Source organism: Pseudomonas akapageensis, from assembly GCF_011355085.1.
Lineage (GTDB): Bacteria > Pseudomonadota > Gammaproteobacteria > Pseudomonadales > Pseudomonadaceae > Aquipseudomonas > Aquipseudomonas akapageensis.
The window spans coordinates 283,324-304,217 of sequence record NZ_VXCP01000016.1 but is presented as its reverse complement, the minus strand read 5'-3'; the positions used below and the strand labels follow the sequence as shown (position 1 = coordinate 304,217).

Annotated in this window: 17 protein-coding genes; 12 read left to right on the top strand and 5 right to left on the bottom strand. The window is 60.6% G+C overall.

Annotated elements, in window-relative coordinates; all coding sequences use genetic code 11:
- Positions 1-15 precede the first annotated feature (15 nt).
- Together F2S13_RS13385 and F2S13_RS13380 are read right to left on the bottom strand one after the other, a co-directional pair.
- On the bottom strand, positions 16-1,659 hold the full coding sequence (locus F2S13_RS13385; protein WP_166361487.1) for an ArnT family glycosyltransferase: 1,644 nt from the start codon (positions 1,657-1,659) through the stop codon (positions 16-18).
- A 262-nt stretch (positions 1,660-1,921) separates the two neighbouring features.
- Positions 1,922-2,878, bottom strand: coding sequence for a GlxA family transcriptional regulator (locus F2S13_RS13380; protein ID WP_166361485.1), 957 nt, complete (start codon positions 2,876-2,878; stop codon positions 1,922-1,924).
- A 187-nt stretch (positions 2,879-3,065) separates the two neighbouring features.
- Between F2S13_RS13380 and choX the strand changes: the two genes are divergently transcribed.
- The 5 genes from choX (at position 3,066) to F2S13_RS13355 (ending at position 7,136) form a co-directional block, all read left to right on the top strand.
- On the top strand, positions 3,066-4,013 hold the full coding sequence (gene choX, locus F2S13_RS13375) for a choline ABC transporter substrate-binding protein (protein WP_166361483.1): 948 nt from the start codon (positions 3,066-3,068) through the stop codon (positions 4,011-4,013).
- Positions 4,014-4,098: 85 nt separating this feature from the next.
- Positions 4,099-4,983, top strand: coding sequence for a 3-dehydrocarnitine:acetyl-CoA trimethylamine transferase CdhC (gene cdhC / locus F2S13_RS13370; protein ID WP_166361481.1), 885 nt, complete (start codon positions 4,099-4,101; stop codon positions 4,981-4,983).
- 30 nt (positions 4,984-5,013) lie between these two features.
- Positions 5,014-5,979 carry an L-carnitine dehydrogenase gene (locus F2S13_RS13365; protein WP_166361479.1) on the top strand — a complete coding sequence of 322 codons (966 nt, stop codon included), beginning with the start codon at positions 5,014-5,016 and terminating at the stop codon, positions 5,977-5,979.
- A gap of 14 nt (positions 5,980-5,993) precedes the next feature.
- Entirely contained in the window at positions 5,994-6,464 is a 471-nt protein-coding gene (locus F2S13_RS13360; RefSeq protein ID WP_166361477.1) for a thioesterase family protein, read from the top strand.
- Positions 6,465-6,872: 408 nt separating this feature from the next.
- The gene (locus F2S13_RS13355; protein ID WP_166361475.1) at positions 6,873-7,136 is read left to right on the top strand and encodes a hypothetical protein; all 264 of its coding nucleotides are present in this window, start codon (positions 6,873-6,875) and stop codon (positions 7,134-7,136) included.
- A gap of 128 nt (positions 7,137-7,264) precedes the next feature.
- Here F2S13_RS13355 and gbdR read toward each other — a convergent pair whose 3' ends face one another.
- On the bottom strand, positions 7,265-8,368 hold the full coding sequence (gene gbdR / locus F2S13_RS13350) for a choline metabolism transcriptional regulator GbdR (RefSeq protein ID WP_166361473.1): 1,104 nt from the start codon (positions 8,366-8,368) through the stop codon (positions 7,265-7,267).
- A gap of 424 nt (positions 8,369-8,792) precedes the next feature.
- Complete coding sequence (locus tag F2S13_RS13345) at positions 8,793-10,169, bottom strand: L-serine ammonia-lyase (RefSeq protein ID WP_166361471.1); 1,377 nt, start codon at positions 10,167-10,169, stop codon at positions 8,793-8,795.
- 458 nt (positions 10,170-10,627) lie between these two features.
- On the opposite strand from F2S13_RS13345, the gene F2S13_RS13340 reads away from it, so the two are divergent.
- From F2S13_RS13340 to choV, 3 genes are all read left to right on the top strand, one after another.
- On the top strand, positions 10,628-11,575 hold the full coding sequence (locus tag F2S13_RS13340) for a choline ABC transporter substrate-binding protein (protein ID WP_166361469.1): 948 nt from the start codon (positions 10,628-10,630) through the stop codon (positions 11,573-11,575).
- 67 nt (positions 11,576-11,642) lie between these two features.
- A complete protein-coding gene (choW, locus tag F2S13_RS13335; protein ID WP_178119012.1) occupies positions 11,643-12,491 on the top strand; it encodes a choline ABC transporter permease subunit in 849 nt (282 codons plus the stop codon).
- Complete coding sequence (gene choV / locus F2S13_RS13330; RefSeq protein WP_166361465.1) at positions 12,488-13,666, top strand: choline ABC transporter ATP-binding protein; 1,179 nt, start codon at positions 12,488-12,490, stop codon at positions 13,664-13,666. Before choW ends, choV begins: the two co-directional genes overlap by 4 nt.
- 274 nt (positions 13,667-13,940) lie before the next feature.
- On the opposite strand, the gene F2S13_RS13325 is transcribed toward choV, so the two are convergent.
- Complete coding sequence (locus tag F2S13_RS13325) at positions 13,941-15,563, bottom strand: BCCT family transporter (RefSeq protein ID WP_178119011.1); 1,623 nt, start codon at positions 15,561-15,563, stop codon at positions 13,941-13,943.
- A 367-nt stretch (positions 15,564-15,930) separates the two neighbouring features.
- Here F2S13_RS13325 and betI point away from each other — a divergent pair, with 367 nt between their 5' ends.
- From betI to F2S13_RS13305, 4 genes are all read left to right on the top strand, one after another.
- Complete coding sequence (gene betI / locus F2S13_RS13320) at positions 15,931-16,599, top strand: transcriptional regulator BetI (RefSeq protein ID WP_166361461.1); 669 nt, start codon at positions 15,931-15,933, stop codon at positions 16,597-16,599.
- Positions 16,600-16,630: 31 nt separating this feature from the next.
- Positions 16,631-18,103, top strand: a complete 1,473-nt coding sequence (gene betB, locus F2S13_RS13315; protein ID WP_166361459.1) for a betaine-aldehyde dehydrogenase — start codon at positions 16,631-16,633, stop codon at positions 18,101-18,103.
- A gap of 151 nt (positions 18,104-18,254) precedes the next feature.
- Entirely contained in the window at positions 18,255-19,958 is a 1,704-nt protein-coding gene (gene betA, locus F2S13_RS13310; protein ID WP_166361457.1) for a choline dehydrogenase, read from the top strand.
- Between the two features lie 207 nt (positions 19,959-20,165).
- Positions 20,166-20,861, top strand: coding sequence for an RraA family protein (locus F2S13_RS13305; RefSeq protein WP_166361455.1), 696 nt, complete (start codon positions 20,166-20,168; stop codon positions 20,859-20,861).
- The last annotated feature ends 33 nt before the right edge of the window (positions 20,862-20,894 follow it).

The following is a 20,894-nucleotide window of genomic DNA, read 5'->3' as shown; positions in this document are numbered from 1 at the left end:
GGCTCACCTTCAGACTCAATCAGCTGCGCTGAGATCGTTGTTTCGCTCCACGCGTTCACTGCCCAGGTACTCGGGATGCGCCACAAGCGCTGCAGCCGACCAGAGCACACTGTCTTCCCGACCAACCCGCTGCACAACCTGCGCAGCCTTGCGCTGTTCATCGGTCAGCCCCTTGTGGTCGATCACCAGCGCACCCTCGGGATTGGCCCGTGCCCATGCCAGCTCCTGCCCTTCGGGGACCAGCTGGAGCGGCCGATTCATACGCTGGGAAAACGGGTATTGGTCCCGGTACTGCGACGACAGCGCAACCACCTTGCCCTGATCTTGCAATGCCGCGATACCCGCAGTGAGCTCGCGCATTTCGAAGGCCGGTGAAGCGACCCGCAATACGGTCACATGCAGTACTGCCAGAAAAACCGCCGGCAAAGCCGCGAGCCAGACATTCGCCGCCGGCCTGCGCAACAGGAACGCCCATGGCAACACAACGGCAATCAGCGCCAGCCCGGCGATCGGCGACAACGCCCCAACCCAGTCCGGCCAGTTACGCTGTGCGGCAAGATGCGGAGCAATGGCAACCGCGGCGCCGATCAGCACAAAGGGCAAGAGCACCAGGGCCACGGCGAATCGGCTGGGCGCTTGTGCATCCGGGCGCCGTGTCAGCACTCGGGCCAACAGCAGGATCAACGCCGCGAGCAATGGCAGGAGGTAGTGGATCTGCTTGCCGCTGACCACCGAAAAGACCAGAAAGCCCGGTACGAACCACGCCAGGCAAAAGCGCTCGCCAGCACCGAACTCTGAGCGCAGCGCCGGCAAGCTCCGCCACAATGGCAACCATAGCGTCCACGGCAACAGCAGCAGCGGCAGAATCGGCAGGTACCACCACCAGGGCCGCGCATGGGCGAAGGACTGGACCATCCGTCCCGCGGTCTGCCCCCACAAGATCATCTCGCGGTATTGGTCGCCGCCGTGAATCACTGCCGGAATTGCCCAGCACAGTGCCAGGCAGATGCCTGCCAGCAGCGCCAGACCGGTATTGCGGTACCAACGCCCCCAACCACCCGGGTAGCGAGTGCCCATCCACCACGGTGCCAGCAGTGCAACAGGCAACAGATAGATCAGAATTGCCGGGCCCTTGGTCAAAATGCCCAAGCCGATTCCCAGTCCATACAGCGCCCAGTTTTTCCAGCTTCCCTCTCGCCACGCGCCCACCACGCCGAGCAGACCGAGCAACATCGTCACCGTCATCAGCAGGTCGAACATCAAGGTCGTGGCGAACAGAGCAATGATCAGGCACCCGTAGAACATCCAGGGTACGAGATGCGCTGTACGCGAATCATCCGGCCACAAGCGGCGGGCCAGCGCCCCCAGCAGGAACAGGTCGGCAAGGGATGCCAGCGCCGTGACCAGGCGCGGCACCCAGTCACTCACCCCCAAAACCGCCCAACCGATATTGATCAGCCAGAACAGCATTGGCGGCTTGTGGCTGTAGGGCTCGCCGTTGATATAGGGCACCAGCCAGTCGCCACGCAGCCACATCTCCCAGGCGACGGCCGCGTAGCGAGTTTCGTCGATCGGAATCAGCGGGCGCGTCCACAGAGCTACAACAGTGAGCAGTGCCCAGACCAGAACGAGACCTGCACGAGAATAAAGACTACTCAAAGTTACTTTCATCCATATGTAACGAAAGTGAGGTACCGGTCTTTTTGCTTTATGTCGGACGACAGCATGCGACCGGCAGTGTTAATAACAACGCCAGCATCTTGAATTTAATTCAGATGAAACTTTAAACGCTTGTAGCGGATTTAACCGTAACGAAGCAAACGTCAAAAACCGGTGAAAAGCCCGTTAAAAGCGCTTTCTTCCATGAGTGCGCAAACGTTTTCCATGGGCACAATTATAAAAAACAAAAAATACAATGACGTTAGTCAACGACCTCCCCCCGTTCCCGATGCCGGTCCTCCCGTGGGCATCGCGCATACCGCGCCCGATAACTGCGGGTGAAATAGGACGGCGACTCGAAGCCGCAGGCGATGCTCACTTCCAGCACGCTCATGTCCGTCTGGCGCAATAACTGCCTGGCCTTTTCAAGACGCAGGCGCAAATAGAAGTTGCGAGGGGTGTCCTTGAGGTGCAGCTGGAAAAGCCGCTCAAGTTGACGCCGAGTAACATTGATCGACTCGGCCAGGGCCAGGGTGCTCAGCGGCGGCTCGGTGTTTTGCTCCATCTCGCCTATTACCTGCACCAGCTTCTTGTTGTTGATGCCATAGCGTGAAGCCACCTGCATGCGCTGGTGGTCCTGACGCGGACGGATACGGCCCAGCACGAATTGTTCAGAGACCTGGATCGCGAGTTCAGGGCCGTAGGCCTGGTCGATCAGATTGAGCATCAAGTCGATCGAGGCCGTCCCTCCGGCCGACGTGATGCGACGGCGATCGATTTCGAAGAGTTCCTGCGTGACCTCCAGCTTCGGATAAGACTCCTTGAAGGCATCCAATGCTTCCCAGTGCAGGGTCATCCGGTAGCCATCGAGCAACCCGGACTCGGCCAGTATGAAACTGCCCGTATCGATACCGCCCAGGGTCACGCCTTCATGGTCGAGGCGACGCAACCAATGATGCAGTGTGGGCGAATACGTCTTGAGCGGCTCGAATCCGGCGACCACCAGCAAGGTCGCCCCTTTTTGCAGGTTTTCCAGTGCGGCATCGGCATTGACCGACATGCCATTGCTCGCCAGTACCGGCCCGCCATCGAGGCTCAGCACATGCCAGCGGTACAGCTCGCCACGAAAACGGTTGGCCACGCGCAGCGGCTCCACGGCGGAAATGAAACCAATGGCCGAAAAGCCAGGCAGCAACAGAAAGTAGAAGTCTTGAGACATTCGCTGGACTCGCTGAAGACGTTGCAGAGCGCACGGAATACTCCCGTTAATAACCCTCAGGTCGCCACTGTGCAAGTGCTGGTCGCCGCAGTGCGATTTCCTGTCGTTTTTACTGCGTAATTTGACCTCACGGTGCTCAGACACCGATCCCCCTATAACAATTAGAACTGCCGTTAGAGGAGCCATCATGAAAAGACTGATCAGCTGCTGTCTGCTGATGCTCACCGGTACCACGATCCTCAGCAACAGCGCCGTCGCCGCCGAACCCGCCGAATGCCAGAATGTACGCCTCGGCGTGGTGAACTGGACCGACGTGATTGCCACCAGCTCCATGACCCAGGTATTGCTCGACGGCTTGGGGTACAAAACCAAGCAAACCAGTGCTTCCCAGCAAATCATCTTCGCCGGCATCCGCGACCAGCGCCTGGACATGTTCCTGGGCTACTGGAACCCGCTGATGACCCAGACCATCACCCCCTTCGTCGATCAGAAGCAAGTCAAGGTACTTGCCGAACCGAGCCTCAAGGACGCCCGTGCAACCCTGGCGGTCCCTACTTACCTGGCTGACAAGGGCCTGAAGACCTTTGCCGACATCGCCAGGTTCGAGAAAGAGTTGGGCGGCAAGATCTACGGCATCGAGCCGGGTTCGGGTGCCAATACCCAGATCAAGGAAATGATCGCCAAGAACCAGTTTGGCCTCGGCAAGTTCCAGCTGGTCGAATCCAGTGAAGCAGGCATGCTCTCGGCGGTGACCCGCGCCGTGAAACGCAACGAAGCCATCGTCTTCTTCGGCTGGGCGCCGCACCCGATGAACGTCAACCAGAAGATGACTTACCTCACCGGCAGCGACGATGCCCTGGGCCCGAACGAAGGCATGGCCACCGTCTGGACCGTAACCTCCCCGGATTACGCCAGCCGTTGCCCGAACGCCAACAAGTTGTTGACTAACCTTAGCTTCACCGCCGAAGACGAGAGCCGGATGATGCAACCGCTGCTCGACCACAAGGACGCGCTGGAAGCGGCCAAGCAGTGGCTCAGGGACCACCCTCAGGACAAGCAGCGCTGGCTTGAAGGCGTGACCACCTTCGACGGCAAGCCCGCAGCCGAAAACCTGAATCTGACAACCAACCCATAAGCCGACCGTTTCGCACATCCGCAGCCACCCTCGGCTGCGGAATGGACAAGTACGCCCTGAAAACCGAGCCTGAAGGAACCCGAACATGAACCACGACGTCATCATCACCTGCGCACTGACCGGTGCTGGCGATACCACGGGCAAAAGTCATCTTGTCCCGATCACGCCCAAACAAATCGCCGCCGCTGCGGTGGAAGCCGCCAAGGCTGGCGCCACCGTTGTGCACTGCCATGTCCGCGACCCCGAGACCGGCAAGTTCAGCCGCGACGTCGCCCTCTACCGCGAAGTGATGGAACGCATCCGTGAGTCCGACGTGGACATCATCGTCAACCTGACCGCCGGCATGGGTGGCGACCTGGAGATCGGCCCGGGCGAGAGCCCCATGGAATTCGGCCCCAACACCGACCTGGTCGGCCCGCTGACCCGCCTGGCCCACGTCGAAGAACTGCTCCCGGAAATCTGCACCCTGGACTGCGGCACCCTGAACTTCGGCGACGGCGACACCATCTATGTGTCCACCCCGGCACAGCTGCGCGCCGGCGCCAAGCGCATCACCGAACTGGGCGTGAAAGCCGAACTGGAAATCTTCGACACCGGTCACCTGTGGTTCGCCAAACAGATGATCAAGGAAGGCCTGCTCGACGACCCGCTGTTCCAACTGTGCCTGGGCATCCCATGGGGCGCGCCGGCCGACACCACCACCATGAAAGCCATGGTCGACAACCTGCCTGCGGGCGCGACCTGGGCCGGTTTCGGTATCGGGCGCATGCAGATGCCAATGGCCGCCCAGGCGGTATTGCTCGGCGGTAACGTAAGGGTTGGCCTGGAAGACAACCTCTGGCTCGATCGCGGTGTGCTGGCCAGCAATGGCCAACTGGTCGAACGCGCCACGGAAATCCTCAGCCGCCTGGGTGCCCGCGTCCTGACGCCCGCCGAAGGCCGCACCAAGATGAACCTGACCCGCCGCTGATCCCGTCACTTACTCATTCAGGAATTCATGATGACCTTTATCACCGAGATCAAGACCTTCGCAGCCCTGGGCAGTGGCGTAATCGGCAGTGGCTGGGTATCTCGCGCCCTCGCCCATGGCCTGGACGTGGTGGCCTGGGACCCGGCGCCTGGCGCTGAAGCCGCTTTACGCAAACGCGTTGCCAATGCCTGGGGTGCACTGGAGAAACAGGGGTTGGCGCCCGGCGCTTCGCAGGATCGCCTGCGCTTTGTCGCCACCATCGAAGAGTGCGTGAAGGATGCGGATTTCATCCAGGAGAGCGCCCCGGAGCGCCTGGAGCTGAAGCTGGAATTGCACAGCAAGATCAGCGCCGCGGCCAAGCCCGATGCACTGATCGGCTCGAGCACATCCGGGCTGTTACCAAGCGAGTTCTACGAGGGAGCGACCCACCCGGAACGTTGCGTGGTCGGTCACCCGTTCAACCCGGTTTACCTGCTGCCTCTGGTCGAAGTGGTCGGTGGCAAGCAGACCGCCCCCGAGGCGATCCAGGCAGCGATCAAAGTCTACGAATCGCTGGGCATGCGCCCCTTGCACGTACGCAAGGAAGTACCTGGCTTCATCGCCGACCGCCTGCTCGAAGCGCTCTGGCGCGAGGCGCTGCACCTGGTCAATGACGGTGTCGCCACCACCGGCGAAATCGATGACGCGATCCGTTTCGGCGCCGGCTTGCGCTGGTCGTTCATGGGGACGTTCCTGACCTACACCCTGGCCGGAGGCGACGCCGGTATGCGCCATTTCATGGCGCAATTCGGCCCGGCGTTGCAGCTACCCTGGACTTACCTGCCGGCTCCGGAACTGACCGACAAGCTGATCGACGATGTGGTCGACGGCACCAGCGAACAGTTGGGCCGCCACAGCATCAGCGCACTGGAACGCTATCGCGACGACTGCCTGATGGCCGTGCTCGAAGCGGTCAAAACCACCAAGGCCAAGCACGGCATGGCCTTCAACGAATAAGGCGGACCTGCGACATGCCTGCTCTGATCACCTACCAAACCCCAGTCCTGAAGGACTGGGTCGACTATAACGGGCATCTGCGCGATGCCTTCTACCTGTTGATTTTCAGCTATGCCACCGATGCCTTCATGGATCGCATTGGCCTGGACAGCGACAACCGCAGCGCCAGCGGCAATTCACTGTTCACCCTGGAGTGCCACCTCAATTACCTGCATGAGGTGAAGCTGGGGACCGAGGTCGAAGTGCGCACCCAGGTCATCGGCCATGACCGCAAGCGTCTGCACCTGTATCACAGTCTGCACTTGAAAGGTTTCGATGAGCCCTTGGCGGCCAATGAACAGATGCTGTTGCATGTGGACCTGGCGGGGCCGCGTTCGGCACCGTTCGGCGAGGTGGCGCTGGAGCGCTTGGCGACCATTGTTGCCGAGCAGAGCGACCTGCCCAAACCCGAATACGTTGGTCGGGTGATTGCACTGCCTGCCTGATGTTGTGGGAGCTGCGGTGCGACGACTCGACTTGCCAGCGATAGCATCACCTCGGTGAATCGGACAAACCGCGTCGCCTGCATCGCTGGCAAGCCAGCTCCCACAGTGGTTGTCTCCCACAGGGGCTATCTCTTGCTGGCGATGTCTTTTTTTAGGCAAAAAAAGACCCCGGTTAAGCCGTGACAAAACCGAGGCCGAGGTGTGAGCAATTCACGCCGCACAGAGTGGGTGACCAAACCCTCTCGATACATGCTTGACGCCAGTGTGCACCCAAGCCCGACCACCGATTTAGCCGAAAACGACCTGTTCATAGGTATCTCGGCCATTGCGACAATTCGCCCTTGCCGACACCGCCGGGCGACACCAGAATCGAGCCACGCCCTCCCTCCCTGAACAAGGATAAGCGCCATGATGCACGCGGATTTGATTGACCAGGATGACCTGCTCGGCCAACTGAGAGCCCTGGGTTTCGAAATGCCGGCAGGCGCCACCGCTGACCAGGCCTGCGAATGCGCAGTGCGGGGGTTGAGCGATGCTCGAGCCAAGGCACTCAAGGGTATGGTTGAGCAGATGCTTACCGGTAATGCGACGATCCTGCCGGCGGTGCGCCAGGCGATTGATAGGCAGCTGTTGCCGGCGCTGGCGCAGTACAAGCAACAGAAGCGCGCCTGAGAACGAGCGCTTCGCCCTCGATCGCCACCTCGTTCCCACGCTCCGCGTGGGAATGCCGTGAAAGACGCTCCAGCGTCGACGCGGAGCGTCAGCGGATGCATTCCCACGCAGAGTGTGGGAACGAGTAGTCAGAGGCGAACGCTGGCGAAAGTCGACTCGTTGCGCGCCTGACTCAAAGCCGACATCGGCCCCGAAAGCGGCGAAAGCACCAGTGCCTGCGGAATCGGCATCATCGCCACTTGTTGCGCGGTGTTGGAACCTACGCGCTCATCCCGTGGCGGAATACCGAAATACTCGCGGTAGCACTTGGAGAAGTGCGGGGTGGAAACGAAGCCACACACCGAAGCCACTTCGATGATCGACATTGGTGTCTGCTTGAGCAATTGCCGCGCCCGGACCAAGCGCAGTTTCAAGTAGTAGCGCGATGGCGAGCAGTGCAGGTATTTCTGGAACAGACGCTCGAGCTGGCGACGCGAAACCGAGACATACACGGCCAATTCATCCAGGTCGATCGGCTCTTCAAGGTTGGCTTCCATCAGCGCGACGATTTCCTGCAGCTTCGGCTGGTTGGTGCCCAGCATGTGCTTGAGCGGAACACGCTGGTGATCCTGTTCGTTACGAATGCGCTCATAGACGAACATTTCCGAGATGGCCGCCGACAGCTCACGACCGTGATCACGGCTGATCAGGTGCAGCATCATGTCCAGCGGAGCAGTACCGCCGGAGCTGGTGAAACGGTTGCGATCGAGGGTGAACAACCGAGTGCTCATGGCCACCCGCGGGAAAGCTTCCTGCATGGCCGCCAGACATTCCCAGTGCACGCTGCAATCGAATCCGTCGAGCAGGCCGGCACAGGCCAATGCCCAACTGCCGGTGCACACCGCGCCCAGGCGACGGGACTGGCGCGCCTGGCTCTGCAGCCAGGTCACATGTTCGCGGGTTACGGTGCGTTGAATGCCGATGCCGCCGCAGACAATCACGGTGTCCATGGCCGGGGCTTTGTGCATGGACGCATCCGGGGTGATCTGCAGACCGTCGCTGGCCCAGACCTGACCGCCGTCCACGCTCAGGGTCGTCCAGCGATACAACTCACGGCCGGACAACTGGTTGGCCATCCGTAGCGGTTCGACCGCCGAGGCCAGGGAAATCAGCGTGAAATTATCCAGCAGCAGAAAGCCGATGGATTGTGGCGTGCGGTTCTGGGGTTGGGCCCCGGAGTTGTACGACGTCATCGCGGTATCTCCTCACACAAAGCAGGTGATGGCCTCAGGCGCAGGCTCTTGTTATTGCCCTCTTTTGTAAGCGGGCTTTGCAAACACAACGCAAATGCCATGCCTAAATTTGAATGGGCATTCAATAACTCCTGAAAACGACGTCGCGCGGCGTCTGATTGGGCACGACACAGGATGTCGCTTCCGCGCTCAAAGGCGCGGGCCAGTCGGCTTGCAGCAAGGAGATGGGCAGTTCGGTAGCACTTGTGTGTACGATGTCAGGAAACGACATGCGCGAGTGTCACCCCTGGCACGGGGATCAACGGTCGGTCGCACTGGAAGCGACCAACCGCTGACGGGGAAGGGTCAGTCGATCAAACGCGCCAAAAGGCAGCGCGCTCATCGCAATGTGGGCAATAAAGGCGCAGGGAGTGCTATGCGCCTGTCAGCACTCGATGGCGCTGACCGCCAAGCCTCCACGTGAGGTTTCCTTGTATTTGTCGTGCATGTCGGCGCCGGTGTCGCGCATGGTGCGGATCACCCTATCCAGCGAGATGAAGTGATTGCCGTCACCGCGCAAGGCCATCTGCGCAGCGTTGATGGCCTTGACCGCCGCAATCGCATTGCGCTCGATGCACGGCACCTGCACCAGGCCGCCCACAGGATCACAGGTCAGTCCCAGGTTATGCTCCAGGCCGATTTCCGCTGCGTTCTCCACTTGCTCAGGGGTAGCTCCGAGCACCTCGGCAAGGCCCGCTGCAGCCATGGCGCAGGCCGAACCGACTTCGCCCTGACAGCCCACCTCGGCACCTGAAATCGACGCGTTCTTCTTGCAGAGGATGCCGACCGCCGCCGCGCCCAGGAAGAAGTCGACGACATTGGCTTCACTGACCTCGTCGCTGAACTTCATATAGTAGTGCAGCACCGCCGGGATGATGCCTGCCGCACCATTGGTGGGTGCGGTAACCATGCGCCCTCCGGCAGCGTTTTCTTCGTTGACGGCCAGGGCGAACAGGTTGACCCATTCCATGGCACTGAGGGTCGATCCGATCACGTTGGGCTTGTTCAGCTCCTGCAGGCTGCGGTGCAACTTCGCTGCGCGGCGCCGAACATGCAGCCCGCCCGGGAGAATGCCTTCGTGCCTCAAGCCGTGCTCGACACAGTCCTGCATTGCCCGCCAGAGCGTCATCAGACCCGCGCGGATTTCTGCCTCGCTACGCCAGACTTTTTCATTGGCCAGCATCAGTTCCGAGATGCGCAGATTGTGGCGCTGGCAGAGCTCAAGCAATTCGACCGCGCTGTTGAAGTCGTAGGGCAGCACGGTGTTGTCCGCGTCCAGCACGCCGCTGGCAGCCTGGGCCTCATCGACGACAAAGCCGCCGCCGACCGAATAGTAGGTATCGCGGTGCAGCTCACCCTCTTCGCCTTCGGCGATCAGGGTCATGGCATTGGGATGGTAAGGCAGGTTTTCGTCGAGCAGGAGCATGTCACGCTGCCAGACGAAGGGCACCGGCAGGCGGCCATCGAGTTGCAAGGTGTCGGTTTCACGCAGGGTAGCGATGTGCAGGCCGATCGTCGTCGGGTCGATGGAGTCGGGCCACTCGCCCATCAGGCCCATGATCACGGCATTGTCGCTGCCATGGCCGATGCCGGTGGCTGACAGCGAGCCGTACAGGCGCACTTCGATGCGACGTACGCGATTCAACTCATCGCGTTCGCGCAGCCCCTGGACGAACAGCGCAGCAGCGCGCATGGGCCCGACGGTGTGCGAACTGGAAGGGCCGATGCCGATTTTGAACAGGTCAAACACGCTGATGGCCATTACCGCGAACCTCCTGAATAGACTGACTCCCGGCGCCGCAGCACCGGGTGACGGAGCTGCTACGCTGAAAGAGCAATCCGCCGGGATGCGCGCATCATCAGTCTTTTGTCGCGGTGCCTTACGTCTGCAACCGACTCACTCTTGCCCACTAACGCCGCCCAGTCGTTGCGGCGTTTTTTGGCCGTTTTCAGGCGGTACAGATGGCCAGGAATCGCGTTTGCAGCGTGCAAAAAAGCTGTAAACGACCTCACCGACACTGGATGCGACTCTGTCTGTACTGGATACGACGCACCCTGTAGGCGTTTGATTTTCCCTGTTACATGATCAGTCTCGACTCGATTGCAAGGCACCTGCCCAGTGCAGTTATCCAACTGCTCTGCCTCGCCTCCAACCGCAACCAAATATAAGTGCGGCAGCCTTCGGGAGAGCCGCCAAAAAAAACACCAAGGAGTCAATTCATGAAAGGTTCACCCTCGTTGTTGTTGGCCGCAGTGCTGAGTCTGCCGGTGCTGTCCCAGGCCGCCGAGCCGGAACAATGCAGCACCGTAAACTTTTCCGATGTCGGCTGGACCGACATCACCGCTACCACGGCAGTGACCAGCGTCGTGCTCGAATCCCTCGGCTACAAGGCCAGGACCACCATGATTTCTGTCCCGGTGACCTACAAGTCCCTGGCTGACGGCAAAAACATGGATGTGTTCCTCGGTAACTGGATGCCCACCATGGAAAACGACATCAAGCAGTACCGCGATGCCGGCACCGTGGAAACCGTGCGCGCCAACCTGGAAAACGCCAAGTACACCCTCGCCGTTCCGCAGGCGCTGTACGACAAGGGACTGCATGACTTCGCCGACATCGCCAAATTCAAGAAAGAACTCGACGGCAAGATCTACGGTATCGAGCCGGGTAACGACGGCAACCGCATGATCCAGAGTATGATTGATAAAGATGCTTTCGGATTGAAGACGGCAGGTTTCAAGGTCGTCGAGTCCAGCGAAGCCGGCATGCTCTCGCAGGTAGACCGTGCCGCCCGCCGTGGCACAGACGTGGTTTTCCTGGGCTGGGAACCGCACCCGATGAACACCCGCTTCAAGATGCAGTACCTGACCGGCGGCGATGACTATTTCGGCCCCAACTTCGGTCAGGCGACTGTCTACACCAATACCCGCAAGGGCTATACCCAGGAATGCAGCAACGTAGGCCAATTGCTGAAAAACCTGTCATTCACCCTGAACATGGAAAGCTCACTGATGGGCAACATCCTGGACGACAAGATGAAGCCCGACGCTGCAGCCAAGGCCTGGCTGAAAAAGAACCCGCAGGTGCTCGATACCTGGCTGGCGGGCGTCACGACCATTGATGGCAAACCGGGCCTGGAGGCCGTCAAAGCCAAGCTTTCGCAGTAAACACTGACTCCAGGCGGGGTCACCCGCCTGGATCCGTAATCCATCTTCTCGCATGTGGACGTTCACTATCATGCTGATCGATCAAAAAATACCTCTGGGCCAGTACATCGCGGGATTCGTTGAATGGTTGACGCAAAACGGCGCCAATTACTTCGATGCCATCGCGCAAGGACTGGAATTTATGATTCACGGCGTCACCGGCGCCCTGACCTGGTTCAACCCCTTCGTCCTGATCGGCCTGATCGCGGTGATCGCCCACTTCATTCAGCGTAAATGGGGTCTGACCCTTTTTTGCGTGCTGTCGTTTCTGCTGATCTTCAACCTGGGATACTGGCAAGAAACCATGGAGACGCTGGCCCAGGTGATGTTTGCAACCTTTGTCTGCGTCGCCATCGGCGTGCCGCTAGGCATTGTCGCGGCGCACAAGCCGATGTTCTACACAATGATGCGTCCGGTCCTGGACTTGATGCAGACCGTACCCACCTTCGTCTATCTGATCCCGACCCTGACCCTGTTCGGCCTGGGTGTGGTACCTGGCCTGATCTCGACGGTGGTCTTCGCCATCGCCGCACCGATCCGCCTGACCTACCTGGGCATCTGCGACGTACCGCAAGAGCTGCTGGACGCCGGCAAGGCCTTTGGCTGCTCGCGCCGGCAACTGCTGTCACGTATCGAACTGCCCCATGCCATGCCCAGCATCGCTGCCGGTGTCACGCAATGCATCATGCTGTCGCTGTCGATGGTGGTCATCGCGGCGCTGGTGGGTGCCGATGGTCTGGGCAAACCCGTGGTCAATGCACTGAACACTGCCGATATCGCCCTGGGCTTCGAAGCAGGCCTGGCGATCGTATTGCTGGCGATCATGCTCGACCGAATCTGCAAACAACCCGATGTACAGGTGAGGGGTGAAGCATGAGCATTATTCGCTTCGAAGAGGTGGACGTAATCTTCTCCAACAAACCGCGTGAGGCCCTGAGCCTGCTCGACCAGGGCCTCACGCGTGAACAGATTCTGAAGAAGACCGGCCTGGTGGTTGGCGTGGAAAAAGCCAGCCTGGACATTAACAAAGGCGAAATCTGCGTACTGATGGGCCTGTCCGGCTCGGGCAAGTCGAGCCTGCTGCGCTGCATCAACGGCCTGAACACGGTCAGCCGTGGCAAGCTGTTCGTCGAACATGAAGGATCGCAGATCAACATCGCCTCGTGCACACCGGCAGAACTGAAAATGATGCGCACCAAGCGTATCGCCATGGTGTTCCAGAAGTTCGCCCTGATGCCTTGGCTGACTGTTCGCGAGAACATCAGCTTCGGCCTGGAAATGCAGGGCCGCCCAGCCGATGAGCGACGTCGACTGGTGGATGAAAAACTCGAACTGGTTGGCCTGACCCAATGGCGCAACAAGAAACCCGATGAGCTCTCCGGCGGCATGCAACAACGGGTCGGCCTGGCCCGTGCTCTGGCGATGGACGCCGATATCCTGCTGATGGACGAACCCTTCTCGGCACTCGACCCACTGATCCGCCAGGGTCTGCAGGACGAATTGCTGGAACTGCAACGCAAGCTGCAAAAGACCATCGTTTTCGTTAGCCATGACCTCGATGAGGCCCTGAAACTGGGCACCCGGATCGCCATCATGAAAGACGGCCGGATCATCCAGTACAGCAAGCCCGAAGAAATCGTGCTCAACCCGGCCGACGAATATGTCCGCACTTTCGTTGCCCACACCAACCCACTGAACGTGCTGTGCGGCCGCAGCCTGATGCGCACGCTGGACAACTGCAAACGCATCAATGGTTCGGTCTGCATCGACCCGGGCGTCGACTCCTGGCTGGACCTGACCAAAGACCAGACCATCAAGGGTGCACGCCAGGGCGGCGACAGCCTCGATCTGCAGAACTGGGTACCAGGCCAGGCTGTCGAAGGCCTCGGTCGTCGTCCTACCCTGGTGGACTCCAACATCGGCATGCGCGACGCACTGCAGATCCGCTACCAGACCGGCAACAAGCTGGTCCTGCAAGACAACAACCGTGTTGTCGGGATACTGGGCGACAGCGAGCTGTATCACGCGTTGCTGGGCAAGAATCTCGGTTAAGCCCATATACTCTCGGAGGGGGATCGCACTGGATTGCGATCCCCCTTTTTTGTGCCTGGGATTTGGGTTGGATTCGAGGTTGCAGGAAGGTCCTTCGGACCTTATCGCGGGCAAGCCCGCTCCCACAGAGGTTACGTCGTGTCTGGCAATGGTTGGAGCACAGCTGAACCCTGTGGGAGCTGGCTTGCCAGCGATGGGGCCCGAACAAACAACACAAAGAAAAAGGGCCCTGTCGCATAACGACAGGGCCCCCTTTCACTCAGCTATCAGATGATCACGCTTCGGCGTGACGCGCAGCAGATCGTGCCCCTGAGCGCTGTTGCGCAGCCAAAGATGGCAGCTCCACCAGACTCATACGCTCGACGAAATCACGATGAACTTGCGCTGCCAGCTCGGCTTGTTCCTGCTCGAGCTGGGTGTCCTGCTTCATGGCCTTGTACAGGCCGAACATGAACACCACCAGCACCAGCGAGAACGGCAGACCGGCCAGTACCACCATGGTCTGCATCGCGGCGAAGTTACCGGCGAACAACAGGCCGATCGTCACCAGAGTGATCACCACCGACCAGAGGATGCGCAGCCAGTGCGGGGCATCTTCATCGACCTGGCCGCCTTTGCATGACAGGTTGGCCATCATCACTGCACCCGAATCCGCCGGGGTCAGGAACAGCACGAAGCCAACAAAAATCGCCACACCGACCACGATCTTCGACGCCGGGTAATGCTCCAGCAGTTGGTAAATCGACATCGATGGTTGCTCGAGCGCCGTGCGTCCCAGCTCCACGGCGCCATGGTTCATCACCAGGTCCAGTGCGGTGTTACCGAAGATCGACAGCCACGCCAGGGTGAAACCCAACGGAATCAGTAGTACGCCAGCAACCAGTTCACGCACGGTACGACCACGGGAGATACGTGCGATGAACATGCCTACGAACGGTGCCCAGGAAATCCACCAGGCCCAGTAGAACACGGTCCACAGGCCCAGCCAGTGCTCGGACTTGGCCTCGTCGCCTTCATAAACGTACAGGTCGAAGGTCTTCAACACCGCGCCGTTGAGGTAGTCACCGATGTTCTGGACGAAGCTGTTGAGCAGGTGCAGGGTCGGGCCGTTGAACAGCACGAACAGCAGCAGGCCGCTGAACAGCAGGATGTTCAGGTTGGACAGGCGGCGAATACCGTTCTCCACACCCGACACCGCAGCAATGGTCGCCACGGTGCTCATGACCAGGATCACTATCAGCAGGTTGGTATTGCTGTGCTCCATGCCGAACAGGTACTCCAGCCCGGAAGACACCTGCATGGCGCCGATACCGAGGTTGGTCACCAGACCCAGCAGGGTCACGAACATGCCGAAACCGTCCACCGCATGGCCGGCCGCGCCCTTGACCCAACGCTCGCCAACCAGCGGGTACAGCGCCGAACGCAAGGCCAGCGGCTGATTATGGCGGTAAGCGAAGTAGGCCACGGCCAGACCGACCAGCGCATAGATCGCCCAGCCGTGCAGGCCCCAGTGCAGGAACGTCAGTTGCAAGCCCTGGCGCGCTGCCAGGTTGGTCGCCGACGCGCCTTCAGGCGGGTTGAAGTAGTGATCCAGGGGTTCGGAGGCACCGAAGTACAGCAGCGAGATGCCGATACCGGAGGAGAACAGCATCCCCGCCCAGGCACCGTAGCTGAAGTCCGGGGTGTCATCCTTGCTGCCCAGCTTGAGCTTGCCATAGGACGAAAACGCCAGGACCAGGACAAACAGCAGATAGCCGCCGATCACCACCATGTAATACCAGCCGAAACTTCGCGACAGCCATTCCTGGGCCTGGCCCAGTACGAGGCCTGCGGTTTCGGGGACTGCAATCAGCAACGCAGTCAGCAACAAAATCAACACGGTCGATGTATAGAACACGACCCCGTTGAGCCGGACCCTCTCGGGAGGGGTCTTCATCAGGGAGGCAGAACTCATTGCACAGATGCTCCAGGCAGTGCGAGAGAAAGACACAATCAAACGCATCACCCGAGCAAATGGTGCAATAGCCACACAGCTACGAGTGATATAAAAGCACCTCGAACAATCGCGATCCCAGCAAACACTGGGTTTCGCACGTATCCAGGTGCCAATTTGTGCCAGCTCGACGCGCCGAAAAGCATGTCAATGGCACAATTTGTCGCAGAGCTTATTCTTTGTTGATTGAACGTTCAATCAAAACAAAATAGACTGGCTTTCGCCGGGTCGTCATTGCGACGACTGGTCGCAGGCCTGAGGAGATTTACAAATGCCCAAGGTCGGTATGCAGCCCATACGCCGCCAGCAATTGATCGAAGCCACGTTGATGGCCATCGACCAGGTCGGAATGGGGGATGCAAGCATTGCACTGATCGCCCGACTCGCCGGCGTGTCGAACGGCATCATCAGTCACTACTTTCAGGACAAGAACGGCCTGATCGCAGCGACCATGCGTTACCTGATGAGTGCTTTGAGTGAAAACGTCGTAGCGCGCCGACTGGCGCTCGGAGATGACAGCCCGCGGGCTCACCTGCAGGTCATCATCGAAGGCAACTTCGACGCGAGCCAGGTCAATGGCCCGGCAATGAAAACCTGGCTGGCCTTCTGGGCCGCCAGCATGCACCAGCCGTCACTGCACCGGTTGCAGCGGATCAACGATCACCGCTTGTATTCCAACCTGTGCTGCGAGTTCCGCCGTGCCCTGCCGTTGCACGAAGCACGCAGCGCGGCGCGTGGCCTGGCGGCGTTGATTGATGGTTTGTGGTTGCGCGGTGCGCTGTCGGGAGATGCTTTCGACGTCGACCAGGCCCTGCAAATCGCTTACGAATACATGGATCTACAACTGGCAAAACAGGCGAGCCCAGGCATACAGAGCCACGCCCCTGAACAGCCGCGCGCAAAGGTCGCCCAACAGACAGAGGCATCGATGCGGCGGTAACCGCCAACCACAATGCACTTGCGAGGACACTATGGCCCGTTTCGAACTGCAAAAACTCTACATCGATGGTGGTTACGTGGACGCGTCCAGCGACGCCACATTTGAAGCCATCAACCCGGCCAACGGCGAAGTTCTTGCACAGGTGCAACGTGCGTCGAAAGAAGACGTCGAGCGCGCTGTCGTCAGCGCCGAAAAAGGCCAGAAAGTCTGGGCCGCAATGACCGCCATGCAGCGCTCGCGCATCCTGCGCCGCGCCGTGGAAATCCTGCGCGAGCGCAATGACGAACTGGCCATGCTGGAAACCCTGGACACCGGCAAGTCCTACTCCGAAACCCGCTACGTCGACATCGTCACCGGCGCCGACGTGCTGGAATACTATGCAGGCCTGGTACCGGCCATCGAAGGCGAGCAGATCCCGCTGCGCACCACTTCGTTCGTCTACACCCGCCGCGAGCCGCTGGGCGTGACTGTCGGTATCGGCGCCTGGAACTACCCGATCCAGATCGCCCTGTGGAAATCCGCCCCGGCCCTGGCCGCTGGCAACGCAATGATCTTCAAGCCAAGTGAAGTCACCTCGCTGACCACCCTGAAACTGGCCGAGATCTACACCGAAGCCGGCCTGCCCGATGGCGTGTTCAACGTCCTGACCGGCAGCGGCCGCGAAGTCGGCACCTGGCTGACCGAGCACCCGCGCATCGAGAAAATCTCCTTCACCGGCGGCACCGACACCGGCAAGAAGGTCATGGCCAGCGCCTCGAGCTCTTCGCTCAAGGAAGTCACCATGGAACTGGGCGGCAAGTCGCCACTGATCATCTTCGAAGACGCGGACCTGGATCGCGCTGCCGACATCGCCATGATGGCCAACTTCTACAGCTCCGGTCAGGTCTGCACCAACGGTACCCGTGTATTCGTGCCGACCGCACTCAAGGCCGCACTGGAAGCCAAGATCGCCGAGCGTGTTGCACGCATCCGCATCGGCAATCCGCAGGACGAGAACACCAACTTCGGCCCACTGGTCAGCTTCGCCCACATGGAAAACGTGCTGGGTTACATCGCCAAGGGCAAGGAAGAAGGCGCACGCGTACTGTGCGGCGGCGAGCGTGTGACCGAAGGTGAATTCGCCAAGGGCGCCTTCGTCGCACCGACCGTCTTCACCGATTGCACCGATGACATGACCATCGTGCGCGAAGAAATCTTCGGCCCGGTAATGAGCATCCTCAGCTACGACAGCGAGGAAGAAGTCATCCGTCGCGCCAACGACACCGAATTCGGCCTGGCCGCCGGTATCGTCACCAACGACCTGACCCGCGCTCACCGCGTCATCCATCAACTGGAAGCCGGTATCTGCTGGATCAACGCCTGGGGCGAGTCGCCGGCAGAAATGCCGGTCGGCGGCTACAAGCAGTCCGGTGTCGGCCGTGAAAACGGCATCAGCTCGCTGGCTCAGTACACTCGCATCAAATCGGTACAGGTCGAGCTGGGCAACTACGGTTCGGTTTTCTAAGAAAGCCCTCTTTCGCCCGCGAAGCCGTCATCGCGGGCAAGCCCGCTCCCACAGCGGTATGCGCTGCCCATGTGGGAGCTGGCTTGCCAGCGATCGAGTGCAAAGCACTCGCAAAACGGCCCCCTGACCACATTCAAAGAGGGTGCATTCAATGTCCCAAGAATTCGACTACATCATCGTGGGTGCCGGCTCTGCCGGTAACACCCTGGCGACCCGTCTGACCGAAGACCCGGGCGTCACCGTTCTGCTGCTCGAAGCCGGCGGCCCCGACTACCGCCTCGACTTCCGTACCCAAATGCCCGCTGCGCTGGCATTCCCGCTGCAGGGTCGTCGCTACAACTGGGCCTACGAGACCGACCCGGAACCGTACATGGACAACCGCCGGATGGAATGCGGCCGCGGCAAGGGCCTGGGCGGCTCCTCGCTGATCAACGGCATGTGCTACATCCGTGGCAACGCCATGGACTACGACGGCTGGGCGAAACTGCCAGGCCTGGAAGACTGGACCTACCTGGACTGCCTGCCGTACTTCCGCAAGGCGGAAACCCGCGACATCGGCCCGAACGACTACCACGGCGGCGAAGGCCCGGTCAGCGTGACCACGCCCAAGGCCGGCAACAACCCACTATTCCACGCCATGGTCGAAGCCGGCGTACAGGCCGGCTACCCGCGTACCGAAGACCTGAACGGCTACCAGCAGGAAGGTTTCGGCCCGATGGACCGTACCGTGACGCCCAAAGGCCGTCGCTCCAGCACCGCTCGCGGCTACCTGGACCAGGCCAAGCAACGCGAAACCCTGACCATCGTCACCCACGCCCTGACCGATCGTGTCCTGTTCAACGGCAAGCGCGCCATCGGCGTGACCTACCTGGTCGGTGCCAGCGAAGAACGCGTCGAGGCCCGTGCGCGCAAGGAAGTCATCGTCTGCAGCGGCGCCATTGCCTCTCCGCAACTGCTGCAGCGCTCGGGCGTCGGCCCGGCCAAACTGCTCAAAGAGCTCGACATTCCGGTGGTTCACGACCTGCCGGGCGTCGGCGAAAACCTGCAGGACCACCTTGAGCTGTACCTGCAGTACGCTTGCACCCAGCCCGTGTCGCTGTACCCTTCACTGCTGCTGCGCAACCAGCCGGCCATCGGTGCCGAGTGGCTGTTCCTCGGCAAGGGCATCGGCGCGAGCAACCAGTTCGAAGCCGGCGGCTTCATCCGTACCCGTCCGGAGTTCGAATGGCCGAACATCCAGTACCACTTCCTGCCCGTTGCGATTAACTACAACGGCAGCAATGGCGTACAGGAACACGGCTTCCAGGCACACATGGGCTCCATGCGTTCGCCGAGCCGCGGTCGCATCCGCGTCAAGTCCAAGGACCCGCGCCAGCACCCGAGCATTCTGTTCAACTACATGGCAACCGAGCAGGACTGGCAGGAATTCCGCGACGGCATCCGCCTGACCCGCGAAATCATGGCCCAGCCGGCACTGGACGCCTACCGCGGTCGCGAGATCAGCCCGGGTATCGAAGTGCAGACGGACGAGCAACTGGACAAGTTCATCCGTGAACACGCCGAAACCGCCTTCCATCCGTCCTGCTCGTGCAAGATGGGCACCGATGAAATGGCGGTGGTCGACAGCCAGGGCCGCGTGCATGGCATGCAGGGCCTGCGAGTGGTCGATGCCTCGATCATGCCACTAATCCCGACAGGCAACCTCAACGCGCCAACGATCATGATGGCCGAGAAAATCGCCGACAAGATCCGTGGCCGCAAGCCCCTGCCGCGCAGCACCGCCAAGTACTACGTTGCCAATGGCGCGCCAGTCAAAGGCAAGGCGCAGCGTGATGTGAAACAAGTTTCACAGTAATTTTACCCCCTCGTTCCCACGCTCTGCGTGGGAATGCCGACACAGACGCTCCAGCGTCGCCAGCGCGACGCGGAGCATCGCCGGATGCATTCCCACGCGGAGCGTGGGAACGAGTGTCCACACTTGCCCCCTCCCTCATCACAAGCCTAAGCTAGACCTTCCCCCCCCATCCGACACGCTGGCGCTCGCTGGCTTTGAGGCAATCTCATGTTTGATGTCGTTTCTTCAAGCAAATGGCCCACCGGCTATCTGATAAACCCCAACGCCGAACCCCTCGACCCCAAGTGGCTGAAGGAATTCAGCCAGATCCCCGCCGCTGCCGTCAGCGATTGCCTGGGCCGCAATGTCGGCGGTCTTGGCCTCAAGCCCTTCCACGGCTGCGCACCGATGCTCGGCAGCGCCCTGACGGTACGGGTTCGCCCCGGTGACAACTTGATGATCCTCAAGGCCATGCAAATGGCCCGCCCTGGCGATGTGCTGGTCATCGACGGCAGCGGCGACCTGACCCGCGCCGTGTTCGGCGGGATCATGCGTGCCATGGCGCTCAAGGCCGGGATTGTCGGCGTGGTGATCAACGGCGCCCTGCGTGATCTGGACGAATGGCGAACGGGCGAACTGCCCGCCTATGCCCTCGACGGCGTGCACCGCGGCCCGAGTACCGATGGTGGTGGCGAGATCAACGTGCCGATCTCCTGCGCGGGGATGCTGGTGATGCCGGGGGATCTGATGATCGGTGACGGTGATGGTGTCGTTTCGGCTGCACGCTCCGAATTGCCGGAGCTGCTGGTGCGTTGCCATGATCTGCTGGCACGGGAGAAGGCGACCTTGGCGGCCATCGAGGCCGGGACGCTGGATCCGGATCGGTTTGATGCGATTTTGCGTAGTAAAGGTTGCCCGATTTAGGTTGTTTGCTTTCGGGCGCCGCCATTCACAAGG

Bases quoted from the DNA above. Each gene is read 5' to 3' on its own strand.
- F2S13_RS13380 (WP_166361485.1), bottom strand. From the start codon at position 2,878: ATGTCTCAAGACTTCTACTTTCTGTTGCTGCCTGGCTTTTCGGCCATT.
- choX (WP_166361483.1), top strand. From the start codon at position 3,066: ATGAAAAGACTGATCAGCTGCTGTCTGCTGATGCTCACCGGTACCACG.
- cdhC (WP_166361481.1), top strand. From the start codon at position 4,099: ATGAACCACGACGTCATCATCACCTGCGCACTGACCGGTGCTGGCGAT.
- F2S13_RS13365 (WP_166361479.1), top strand. From the start codon at position 5,014: ATGACCTTTATCACCGAGATCAAGACCTTCGCAGCCCTGGGCAGTGGC.
- F2S13_RS13360 (WP_166361477.1), top strand. From the start codon at position 5,994: ATGCCTGCTCTGATCACCTACCAAACCCCAGTCCTGAAGGACTGGGTC.
- F2S13_RS13355 (WP_166361475.1), top strand. From the start codon at position 6,873: ATGATGCACGCGGATTTGATTGACCAGGATGACCTGCTCGGCCAACTG.
- gbdR (WP_166361473.1), bottom strand. From the start codon at position 8,368: ATGACGTCGTACAACTCCGGGGCCCAACCCCAGAACCGCACGCCACAA.
- F2S13_RS13345 (WP_166361471.1), bottom strand. From the start codon at position 10,169: ATGGCCATCAGCGTGTTTGACCTGTTCAAAATCGGCATCGGCCCTTCC.
- F2S13_RS13340 (WP_166361469.1), top strand. From the start codon at position 10,628: ATGAAAGGTTCACCCTCGTTGTTGTTGGCCGCAGTGCTGAGTCTGCCG.
- choV (WP_166361465.1), top strand. From the start codon at position 12,488: ATGAGCATTATTCGCTTCGAAGAGGTGGACGTAATCTTCTCCAACAAA.
- betI (WP_166361461.1), top strand. From the start codon at position 15,931: ATGCCCAAGGTCGGTATGCAGCCCATACGCCGCCAGCAATTGATCGAA.
- betB (WP_166361459.1), top strand. From the start codon at position 16,631: ATGGCCCGTTTCGAACTGCAAAAACTCTACATCGATGGTGGTTACGTG.
- betA (WP_166361457.1), top strand. From the start codon at position 18,255: ATGTCCCAAGAATTCGACTACATCATCGTGGGTGCCGGCTCTGCCGGT.
- F2S13_RS13305 (WP_166361455.1), top strand. From the start codon at position 20,166: ATGTTTGATGTCGTTTCTTCAAGCAAATGGCCCACCGGCTATCTGATA.